Raw genomic sequence first — 10,574 nt, forward strand, 5'->3', positions numbered from 1 at the left:
GCCAGCAGCGGGCGGCGGCGCGCGGGGGCGCGGCGCGGGGCGGGGGCGGTGCTCCCGGCGGCGCGTTCGGCGGCCATGGCGATCAGTTCCTCACCGAGCCTGCGCTCGAAGGCGGCGGTGGACGGGGTGCGGTCGGCGCTGGTCACGAGGTCACCTCAAGCATGGGTTCGGTCCTGGTGGTGCGGTGGAGCGGCGGTTCCGGGGCCGGGCCGGCGGTCTCGGGCCCGGCGCCGAGCCGGCGGCGGGCGCGGTGCATCCGCACCCGGACGGTGGCCTGGGAGATGCCGAGGGCCTGGGCGGCCTCGGCGGTGCTCAGGCCGTCCATGACGACCAGGTCGAGCACCTCGCGCAGCGGGGCGCTGAGCCCGGCGTGCCGCTGCGCGAGGTCGCGGACGGCGCGCTCGGCGTCGATCCGCTCCTCCAGGGCGAGGATGTCCTCCTCGGCGAGCAGTCGGCGGCCCTGCAGCCGGCCGAGCGCGCGGCGTTCGCGGTCGTCGCCCCGGCGGTGGCCGGCGATGGTGTTGCGGGCGATGCCGTACAGCCAGCCGATCGCGCTGCCGCGCTCGGGCCGGTAGCCGTCGGCGGCCTCCAGGGCGGCGACGAAGATGTCGGCGGTCAGGTCGGCGGCCAGGTGCGGGTCGCTGACCCGGCGGGTGACGAAGCCGAGCACCGCGTCGACGTGCTGGTGGTAGAACGCGCCGAAGCCGTCCGGTGCGGCCAGTTCCGGCGGGCGGTCCTCGGGACTCGCGGCGCGCCGTTGTCGCTGGGGTATGCGCATGCGTCCCTTCCTCGGTCGGGGAACCCGTGCGGTTCCTTCACCGAGTACTTGGCCGCAGCGCGCCGGACCGTTTCACCCCGCCCCGCACCGCCCGGCCCGCCCCCGTGCCCGCCCCCCGTACCTTGCCCGCCGCCGCCGTCAGTCGACCAGGTCGCGGACCACCCCGTCCGCCAGCAGCCGCCCGCGCAGGGTCAGCGCGGCCCGGCCGGCCGCGTACGGGGCGGCCTCCAGCAGGCCGTCGGCGAGCGCCCGGTCGGCGGCGGCGCGGCCGTCAGCGGTGAGCAGGTCGAGCGGGCAGCCCCCGGCCAGGCGCAGTTCCAGCAGGATGCGTTCGACCCGGCGGTCCTCGTCGGCCAGCACCTCGCGGCCGAGCGCGGGGGTGCGGCCCTCGGCGAGGGCCTGCGCGTACGCGGCGGGGTGCTTGGCGTTCCACCAGCGGACGCCGCCGACGTGGCTGTGCGCGCCGGGGCCGGCGCCCCACCAGTCCGCGCCGGTCCAGTAGAGCTCGTTGTGGCGGCAGCGGCCCTCCGGGGTGGTGGCCCAGTTGGAGACCTCGTACCAGTGGTAGCCGGCGGCGGCGAGCGCGGTCTCGGCCATCAGGTAGCGGTCGGCGTGCACGTCGTCGTCGATCATCGGGAGTTCGCCGCGCTTGACCCGGGCGGCCAGCCGGGTGCCGTCCTCGACGATCAGCGAGTAGGCGGAGACGTGGTCCGGTCCGGCGCCGATCGCGGCGTCCAGCGAGGCCTGCCAGTCCCGGTCGCTCTCGCCGGGGGTGCCGTAGATCAGGTCGAGGTTGACGTGCTCGAAGCCGGCCGCGCGGGCCTCGGCGACGCAGGCCTCGGGGCGGCCGGGGGTGTGGTGGCGGTCGAGCAGGGCGAGCACGTGCGGGCGGGCGCTCTGCATGCCGAAGGAGATCCGGTTGTAGCCGCCCTCGCGCAGTTCGGCCAGGTACGCCGGGTCGACGGACTCCGGGTTGGCCTCGGTGGTGACCTCGGCGCCCGGGGCGAGCCCGAACTCCTCGCGCAGCGCGGCCAGCATCCGCACCAGGTCGCGGGCGGGCAGCAGGGTGGGGGTGCCGCCGCCGAGGAAGACCGTCTCGACCGGCAGGTCGGTGTCGCCGAGGACGCGCCGGGCGAGCCTGATCTCGGCGATCACGTTGTCCGCGTACGTCTCCTGCGAGGCGACCGCCCCGGAGGAGCGCAGTTCGGTGGCGGTGTAGGTGTTGAAGTCGCAGTAGCCGCAGCGGCTGGCGCAGTACGGCACGTGCAGGTAGAAGCCGAACGGCCGCGCGCCGAGTCCGTGCAGGGCGTGGGCGGGCAGCGAGCCGTCGGACGGCACGGGTTCGCCGTCGGGGAGTGCGGAGGGCATGCGCCCATTGTCCGGTAGCGGCCGGCGAAACCCGAAAGGGGTCCGACGGCCGCACCGGACGGGCGGGCGGTTCAGGCCTCGTTGGTGCCCGCGTACATCGCGCTGACCTCGTCGGCGTAGGTCCGCTCGACCACCGGGCGCTTGATCTTCAGGCTCGGGGTGAGCTCGCCGTGCTCGATGTCCAGGTCGCGCGGGAGCAGCGCGAACTTCTTGATCGTCTGCCAGCGCTGGAGGTCGCCGTTGAGGCGCTTCACGAAGCCGTCGATCAGCTCGACGGTGGCCGGGTCGGCGACCACCTCGGCGTACGGCTTGCCGGCCAGGCCGTTCTCGGCGGCCCACGGCATGATCACCGTCTCGTCCAGGCCGATCAGCGCGGTGCAGTAGTTGCGGCCGTTGCCGATCACCAGGACGTTGCTGACGAACGGGCAGATCGCCTTGAACTTGCCCTCCACCTCGCTGGGGGCGACGTACTTGCCGCCGGAGGTCTTGAACATGTCCTTCTTGCGGTCGGTGATCCGCAGGTAGCCGCCCTCGGCGAGCTCGCCGATGTCGCCGGTGTGGAACCAGCCGTCCGGCTCCAGCACCTCGGCGGTCTGCTCGGGCATCTCGTGGTAGCCGCGCATGACGCCGGGGCCGCGCAGCAGGATCTCGCCGTCCTCGCCGATCCTGACCTCGGTGCCGGGCAGCGGCGGGCCGACGGTGCCGACCCGGAAGTCCTCGGCCCGGTTGACCGTGGAGCCGGCCGAGGTCTCGGTCAGGCCGTAGCCCTCCAGCACCGGGACGCCCGCGCCCTTGAAGAAGTAGCCGATCTCCGGGGCCAGCGCCGCGCTGCCGGACACCGCGCCGCGCAGCCGGCCGCCGAACGCGGCCCGGATCTTGGCGTACACCAGCCGGTCGGCCAGCGAGTGCCGCAGCCGCAGGCCCAGCGGGGCGCTCTCCCGGCCGGTGGCGACCTGCGCGGCCTGGACGGTCCGCGCGTACTCGCGGGCGGTCCTGGCCGCCCACATGAAGATCTTGTACTTGGCGCCGCCCTCGGCCCGGGCCCGGCCCGCGATGCCGTTGTAGACCTTCTCGAAGATCCGCGGCGCGGAGGCCATCAGGGTCGGCCGGATCACCGGCAGGTTGTGGATGATCCGGTCCACCCGGCCGTCCACCGCCATCACGTGGCCGGTGACGATCTGCCCGGAGATCAGCGTCTTGCCGAACACGTGCGACAGCGGCAGCCACATGAACTGCACGTCGTCCGCCCGCACCAGCCCGCTCGCCTCCTGCGCCAGGGCCTCGTACGCCCAGCAGTCGTGCACCAGGCGCACGCCCTTGGGGCGGCCGGTGGTGCCGGAGGTGTAGATCAGGGTGGCGAGCTGCTCCTTGTCGAGCGCGCCGATCGCCTCCTCGACCGCGTCGGGGTGCTCGGCCAGGTACGCGGCGCCGCGCTCCTCCAGCTCGGCCAGGGTCAGCACGGTCAGACCGTCGGCCCGCGGGACCTCCCCCTCCGGGGCGTCGAACAGGACCACCCACTCCAGCGCGGGCAGCGCGTCCTTCTGCTCGGCGGCCTTGCGCAGCTGGCCCTCGTTCTCGGCGAACAGCGCGCGGCTGCCGGAGTTGGCCAGGATGAACGCGGTCTCGTCGGAGTTGGTGCTCGGGTAGACGGTGGTGGTGGCCGCGCCGGCGCACATGTTGCCCAGGTCGGCGAGGATCCACTCGATCCGGGTGGCGGAGGCGATCGCGACCCGGTCCTCGGCCCGGACGCCCAGCGCCATCAGCCCGGCCGCCACCGCGGAGATCCGCCGGTACGCCTGCGCCCAGGTCAGCGAGCGCCACTGCTCGGCGCCCGGCGCGCTGTCCGCGGCCTGCTCGTCCACCGGAACCGGGTACCGGTACGCCTCGCCGTTCGGGGTGGCCTTTACCCTGCTGAGCAACAGGTGCGCCACGGAGGGCGGGCGCCGCTCGATCACAGACTTCGCTGAACTCAACGAGGACCTCCGGGGACGGTTGGACCGAGACTGGGCGGACGTCGACCGCGGGGCGGCCGGACACCGACTTAACCGGTGAGTAACAAAAGGGCAGCAGCAGCCTAGGGGGTGGGGAGCCGATCCGTAAGGGGGTGACGCCAGGCGGCACACCCCCAGGTCGGCAGTGCAGCAGCGGCCCGGACGTGAAGCTTTCCCACAGGTACCCGAAATCGGGATGCGCGCATCCCCATCGCAGACGAGAGTGTCACGGTGCTTTTCAGACTCCTACGGGCCCATCTGGCCCCCTACTCCCGGGACATCGGCCTGCTGGTGCTGCTGCAGCTGGTGTCCACCATCGGCATGCTCTACCTGCCGACGCTGAACGCGGACATCATCGACAGCGGCGTGCTCAAGGGCGACACCGGCTACATCCTGCGCGTCGGCGGCGTGATGGTCGGCGTGTCGCTCGCCCAGGCCGTCTGCTCGATCGGCGCGGTCCACTACGGCGCGCGCACCGCCATGGCCATCGGCCGGGACATCCGCGGCGCGGTGTTCTCCCGGGTGCAGGACTTCTCGTCCCGCGAGCTCAACCAGTTCGGCGCGCCCTCGCTGATCACCCGCACCACCAACGACGTCCAGCAGGTCCAGATGCTGGCCCTGATGACCTTCACCCTGATGGTCACCGCGCCGATCATGTGCGTCGGCGGCGTCATCATGGCGCTCAACCAGGACGTGCCGCTGTCCGGCCTGCTGCTGGCCGTGGTCCCCGTGCTGGGCGTGGTGGTCACCGTGCTGGTCGGCAGGATGCGGCCGCAGTTCCGCGGCATGCAGACCCGGATCGACGCGGTCAACCGGATCATGCGCGAGCAGATCACCGGCATCCGGGTCATCCGCGCCTTCGTCAAGGACGACCACGAGAAGGCCCGGTTCACCGGCGCCAACGGCGAACTCGCCGACTACTCGCTGCGGGTCGGCCGGCTGATGTCGCTGATGTTCCCGATCGTGATGGGCGTGGTGAACGTCTCCAGCGTCGCCGTCTTCTGGTTCGGCGCGCACCGCATCGAGAGCGGCGGCATGCAGATCGGCGCGCTCACCGCGTTCCTCTCCTACCTGATGCAGATCCTGATGAGCGTCATGATGGCCACCTTCATGTTCATGATGGTGCCGCGCGCCGAGGTCTGCGCCGAGCGCGTCCAGGAGGTGCTGGACACCGAGTCCAGCGTCGTGGCGCCGCTGCACCCGGTCACCGAACTGCGCGCCCGCGGCAGCCTGGAGCTGCGCGGCGTCGACTTCCGCTACCCCGGCGCCGAGGCCCCGGTGCTGCGCGGCATCGACCTGACCGCCCGGCCCGGGCAGACCACCGCCGTCATCGGCTCCACCGGCTCCGGCAAGACCACTCTGCTCGGGCTGGTCCCCCGGCTGTTCGACGCCACCGGCGGCGAGGTGCTGATCGACGGCGTGGACGTGCGCGAGCTCGACCCGGTCAAGCTCGCCGAGATCATCGGCCTGGTCCCGCAGAAGCCCTACCTGTTCTCCGGCACCGTCGCCTCCAACCTGCGCTACGGCAAGCCCGAAGCCACCGACGAGGAGCTCTGGCAGGCGCTGGAGACCGCCCAGGCCAAGGACTTCGTGCAGAAGTTCCCCGAGGGCCTGGACGCCCCGATCGCCCAGGGCGGCACCAACGTCTCCGGCGGCCAGCGCCAGCGCCTGGCGATCGCCCGCGCGCTGGTCCGCAAGCCGGAGATCTACCTGTTCGACGACTCCTTCTCGGCCCTCGACTACGCCACCGACGCCCGGCTGCGCGCCGCGCTCGCCCAGGAGACCGGCGACGCCACCGTGGTGATCGTCGCCCAGCGGGTCTCCACCATCCGCGACGCGGACCGGATCGTCGTCCTCGACGAGGGCGCCGTCGTCGGCACCGGCACCCACCGGGAACTGATGGCCGACAACCCGACGTACCGGGAGATCGTGCTCTCCCAGCTCACCGAGCAGGAGGCGGCGTGACCAGCCCCGAGACCCCCGAGACCCCCGGCGGCCCGGGCAGGGCCGAGGGACCCGACCTGTCCAAGGCCGGGGACGGCGGGGCTTCCGGTGCTTCCGGAGCCTCCGGTGCTTCCGGGCCGCCCGCGCGGACCGAGGCGCCCGCCGCCCCGGCCGCGTCCGGTTCGCAGGAGGCCGCCGCGCGGCGCGGCGGGGGCGGCCCGGGCCGGTTCATGGGCGCGCAGGGCGCCGAGAAGTCCAAGGACTTCGGCGGCTCCGCGAAGCGCCTGTTCGCCCTGCTCGGCCCCGAGCGCAAGCTGCTGTTCACCGTGCTCGGCCTCGGCGTGCTCGCCATCGGCTGCCAGGTGGTCGGCCCCCGGGTGCTCGGCAAGGCCACCGACCTGATCGTGGCCGGGGCCACCGGGCCGCGGTTCGCCGGCGCCCCCAGCAAGCAGGCCGTCCTGGACGGGATGCGCGCCAGCGGCCAGGGCACCACGGCCGACCTGCTCTCAACCATCGACTTCACGCCCGGCCAGGGCATGGACTTCGGCGCCATCGGCACCGTCCTGCTCTGGGTGCTCGGCATCTACCTGGCCGCGATCCTGTTCGGCGTGGTGCAGGGCCGGCTGGCCGCGCTGGCGATCAACCGGACGGTGTTCCGGCTGCGCGAGGAGGTCGAGGCGAAGCTGGCCCGGCTGCCGCTCAGCTACTTCGACCGGCAGTCGCGCGGCGAGGTGCTCAGCCGGGTCACCAACGACATCGACAACATCAACCAGTCCATGCAGCAGACCATGGGCCAGGTGGTGAACTCGCTGCTCACCATCGTCGGCGTGCTGGCGATGATGTTCTGGATCTCGCCGCTGCTGGCCGTGATCGCGCTGGTCTCGGTGCCGGTCTCGGTGGTGGTCGCCACCAAGGTCGGCAAGCGCGCCCAGCCGCAGTTCATCAAGCAGTGGGGCTCCACCGGCAAGCTGAACGCGCACATCGAGGAGATGTTCACCGGGCACAGCCTGGTGAAGGTCTTCGGCCGCCAGAAGGAGGCCGCGGAGCTCTTCGAGCAGGAGAACCAGGCGCTCTACGAGGCGTCCTACCGGGCGCAGTTCATCTCGGGCATCATCCAGCCCGCGATGATGCTGGTCGGCAACATCAACTACGTGCTGGTGGCGGTGGTCGGCGGTCTGCGGGTCGCCTCCGGCGCGCTGTCGATCGGCGACGTGCAGGCGTTCATCCAGTACTCCCGGCAGTTCAGCCAGCCGCTCAGCCAGGTCGCCTCGATGGCCAACCTGGTGCAGTCCGGCGTGGCCTCCGCCGAGCGGGTCTTCGAACTGCTGGACGCCGAGGAGCAGTCCCCCGAGCCCCAGCACCCCGAGCGCCCCGCCGAGGTCCGCGGCCGGGTCGCCTTCGAGGACGTCTCCTTCCGCTACGACCCCGACAAGCCCCTCATCGACGGCCTGTCCCTGAAGGTCGACCCCGGCCACACCGTGGCCATCGTCGGCCCGACCGGCGCCGGCAAGACCACCATGGTCAACCTGCTGATGCGCTTCTACGAGGTCAGCGGCGGCCGGATCACCCTGGACGGCGTGGACATCGCCGCGATGTCCCGCGAGGACCTGCGCTCCGGCATCGGCATGGTCCTCCAGGACACCTGGCTGTTCGGCGGCACCATCGCCGAGAACATCGCGTACGGCGCCGAGTCCGCCACCCGCGAGCAGGTCGTCGCCGCCGCGAGGGCCGCCCACGTCGACCGCTTCGTGCGGACCCTGCCCGAGGGCTACGACACCGTCCTGGACGACGAGGGCACCGGCGTCAGCGCCGGCGAGAAACAGCTGATCACCATCGCCCGGGCCTTCCTCGCCCAGCCCTCGATCCTGGTCCTCGACGAGGCCACCAGCTCCGTCGACACCCGCACCGAGGTGCTGATCCAGCGCGCGATGGCCGAACTGCGCACCGGCCGCACCAGCTTCGTGATCGCCCACCGCCTCTCCACCATCCGGGACGCCGACGTCATCCTGGTCATGGAGAACGGCTCGATCGTCGAACAGGGCGGCCACGACGAACTGATCGCCGCCGGCGGCGCCTACGCCCGCCTCTACCAGGCCCAGTTCGCCCAGGCCGTGGCCGAGGTCGACTGACGCCGCGCCGGGCCGGCGGGCCGGTCGACCGGGCCGGGCCGGGCTGACGCACCGGGGGAGGTTCGCTGCGGCGGGCCTCCCCCGGATCGTTCCTGACCCGGGGTCAGCACCGGCTGCCGCGGCCGCCGTTCGCCGCGCTACGGTGGCCGGGTGCCCGATCAGAACGCCGCCGACGCCGCCGACCCCGCCGCGACCACCCCCGCCGACACCGCGGCCGTCGCGGCCGCCGCCTTCCAGGCCGAGCGCCGCTACCTGGGCGCGGTCGCCTACCGCCTGCTCGGTTCGGTCGCCGACGCCGAGGACGTGCTGCAGGACGCCTGGCTGCGCTGGCAGTCCGCCGACCGCGCGGACGTCGCCGACCCGCGCGCGTACCTGACCACGGTGGTCACCCGGCTCTGCTACGACCAGTTGGGCTCGGCCCGGGCCCGCCGGGAGGCGTACGTCGGCGAGTGGCTGCCGGAGCCGGTGCTGACCGCCGCCGGCGCCGCCGTCCCCGCCGAACCGGCCGAGCTGGCCGAACTCGGCGAGCAGGTGTCGGTGGCGATGCTGGCGGTGATGGAGCAGCTGACCCCGGCCGAGCGGGCCGCGTTCGTGCTGCACGACGTGTTCGCGGTCGGCTTCGACGAGATCGCCCCCGCCCTGGACCGCTCCCCCGAGGCCACCCGGCAACTCGCCTCGCGGGCCCGGCGCCGGATCCGGGACGGCGGCCGGCGCAGCGCGGTCGACCCGGCCGAGCACCACCGGGTGGTGGCGGCGTTCACCTCCGCGGCCACCGGCGGCGACCTGGCCGCGCTGCTGTCGCTGCTCGACCCCGAGGTGGCCTGGCACGCCGACGGCGGCGGCATCGTCAACGCGGTGCGCCGCCCGGTGTTCGGCGCGCTCCACGTCTCCCGGCTGCTGCGCAAGCTCACCACCCGCTGGATCGACGCCGAGCACCCGCTGCTGCCCGCGGTGGTCAACGGCGAACCGGGCGCGGTCTGGTACGCGGCGCCCGGCACGGTCGGCGGCGTGATGGCCTTCACCGTCGAGAACGGCCTGATCACCGCCGCGTACGTGATGGTGAACCCGGAGAAGCTCGGCCACCTCCGGGAGCTGTGACCCGGATCACGGTCACACTCCGGCGGGCCGCCCCGTCCCCCTTCCAGAACCGCCACCGGCGGCCTCACGGAGGAGGACGGGATGACCGGCAAGCACATCGTGGTGATCGGCGCGGGCTACGCGGGGCTGTCCGCCGCCGCCGGAATCGGCCGCGGGCCGGACCGGGTCACCCTGATCGCCCCCGAGCAGCGCTTCGGCCACCGCGTCCGGCAGCACGAGATCGCCGCCGGCCGCCGGGTCGCCCGCCCCGAGATCGCCCACGTGCTGCGCGGGCGCCGGGTCGTCCACCGGGCCACCCGGGCCGTCGAACTCGACCTGGCCGCCCGCGAGGTGCGCACCGAGGACGGCGAGCGGATCGGGTACGACACCCTGGTGTACGCGCTCGGCAGCCGCACCGCCTGGGGCGGCGTGCCGGGCGCCGCCGAGCACGCGTACTCGGCGGAGCGCGCCGAGGAGTTGCGCCGACGGCTGGCCGGGGCCCCCGGGGCGGGGACGCTGGCCGTGGTCGGCGGCGGGGCGACCGGCATCGAACTGGCCACCGAGCTGGCCGAGGCGTACCCGGCCCGGCAGGTCCGGCTGGTCGCCTCCGGCCCGGTCGGCGGCTGGCTGTCGGAGCGCGGCCGGGCGCACGTCCTGGCGGTGCTCGGCCGCCTCGGGGTGCGCGTCGACGAGCACCGCCGGGTCACCGCCGTCAGCGCGGCCGGGCTGACCTGCGAGGACGGGGAGGTCCCGGCGGAGGTGGTGGTGTGGGCCGCCTCGATGGAGCCGCACCCGCTGGCCGCCGACTCCGGCCTGGCCGTCGACGCGCGCGGCCGCGCCCTGGTCGACGACCGCCTGCGCTCGCGCTCGCACCCCGAGGTGTACGTGGTCGGCGACGCCGCCGCCGTCGAGGTGCCCGGCATCGGCGAACTGCGGATGGCCTGCGCCACCGCGATGCCGCAGGGCCGCTACCTGGCCAAGCTGCTCACCGGCCGCACCGGCAAGCCGTTCGCGTTCCGGTACGCCATCCAGTGCCTGAGCCTGGGGCGCGGCGAGGCGCTGGTGCAGCTGATCCACGGCGACGACTCGATGCGGCCCCGGGTGCTGACCGGCGCGGCCGGGCGGCTGGTCAAGGCGGGCATCGTCAAGGGCCTGCCGCTGTCGCTGCGCTGATGTCGCTGCGCTGGAACGGCGGTGGGGGGGGGTGCCCCACCCCGGGGGGGGGCCCCCCCCCCCCCCACGAGCAGGCCCCGGGGGGTATGGTGTAAAACAGGGGCGCCGCCACCG

Annotated in this window: 7 protein-coding genes; 4 read left to right on the plus strand and 3 right to left on the minus strand. The window is 73.7% G+C overall.

All coding sequences use genetic code 11. The annotated features are described in order from the left end of the window. Window positions 1-142: 142 nt before the first annotated feature. The 3 genes from ACWEO5_RS20950 to ACWEO5_RS20960 all read right to left on the minus strand — a co-directional run bounded on the left by ACWEO5_RS20950 (window position 143) and on the right by ACWEO5_RS20960 (window position 4,119). Window positions 143-778, minus strand: coding sequence for an RNA polymerase sigma factor (locus ACWEO5_RS20950; protein WP_452163811.1), 636 nt, complete (start codon window positions 776-778; stop codon window positions 143-145). 138 nt (window positions 779-916) lie between these two features. Next, window positions 917-2,146 (minus strand): radical SAM family heme chaperone HemW, encoded by a 1,230-nt coding sequence (gene hemW / locus ACWEO5_RS20955; protein ID WP_452163812.1) that lies wholly within the window; start codon window positions 2,144-2,146, stop codon window positions 917-919. Window positions 2,147-2,217: 71 nt separating this feature from the next. Continuing rightward, window positions 2,218-4,119: an AMP-dependent synthetase/ligase gene (locus ACWEO5_RS20960; protein ID WP_452163813.1), complete on the minus strand. Its 1,902-nt coding sequence runs from the start codon at window positions 4,117-4,119 to the stop codon at window positions 2,218-2,220. A 249-nt stretch (window positions 4,120-4,368) separates the two neighbouring features. Between ACWEO5_RS20960 and ACWEO5_RS20965 the strand changes: the two genes are divergently transcribed. The 4 genes from ACWEO5_RS20965 to ACWEO5_RS20980 all read left to right on the plus strand — a co-directional run bounded on the left by ACWEO5_RS20965 (window position 4,369) and on the right by ACWEO5_RS20980 (window position 10,460). Continuing rightward, entirely contained in the window at window positions 4,369-6,102 is a 1,734-nt protein-coding gene (locus ACWEO5_RS20965) for an ABC transporter ATP-binding protein (RefSeq protein ID WP_452163814.1), read from the plus strand. After that, window positions 6,099-8,210, plus strand: a complete 2,112-nt coding sequence (locus ACWEO5_RS20970) for an ABC transporter ATP-binding protein (protein ID WP_452163815.1) — start codon at window positions 6,099-6,101, stop codon at window positions 8,208-8,210. Before ACWEO5_RS20965 ends, ACWEO5_RS20970 begins: the two co-directional genes overlap by 4 nt. A 150-nt stretch (window positions 8,211-8,360) precedes the next feature. Next, on the plus strand, window positions 8,361-9,308 hold the full coding sequence (sigJ, locus tag ACWEO5_RS20975) for an RNA polymerase sigma factor SigJ (RefSeq protein WP_452163816.1): 948 nt from the start codon (window positions 8,361-8,363) through the stop codon (window positions 9,306-9,308). 81 nt (window positions 9,309-9,389) lie between these two features. Beyond that, window positions 9,390-10,460, plus strand: coding sequence for an NAD(P)/FAD-dependent oxidoreductase (locus tag ACWEO5_RS20980; RefSeq protein ID WP_452163817.1), 1,071 nt, complete (start codon window positions 9,390-9,392; stop codon window positions 10,458-10,460). The last annotated feature ends 114 nt before the right edge of the window (window positions 10,461-10,574 follow it).

It is taken from the genome of Kitasatospora sp. NPDC004272, assembly GCF_053603035.1.

Coding starts and splice junctions, on each gene's coding strand:
- ACWEO5_RS20980 (WP_452163817.1), top strand. CDS start 9,390: ATGACCGGCAAGCACATCGTGGTGATCGGCGCGGGCTACGCGGGGCTG.
- hemW (WP_452163812.1), bottom strand. CDS start 2,146: ATGCCCTCCGCACTCCCCGACGGCGAACCCGTGCCGTCCGACGGCTCG.
- ACWEO5_RS20950 (WP_452163811.1), bottom strand. CDS start 778: ATGCGCATACCCCAGCGACAACGGCGCGCCGCGAGTCCCGAGGACCGC.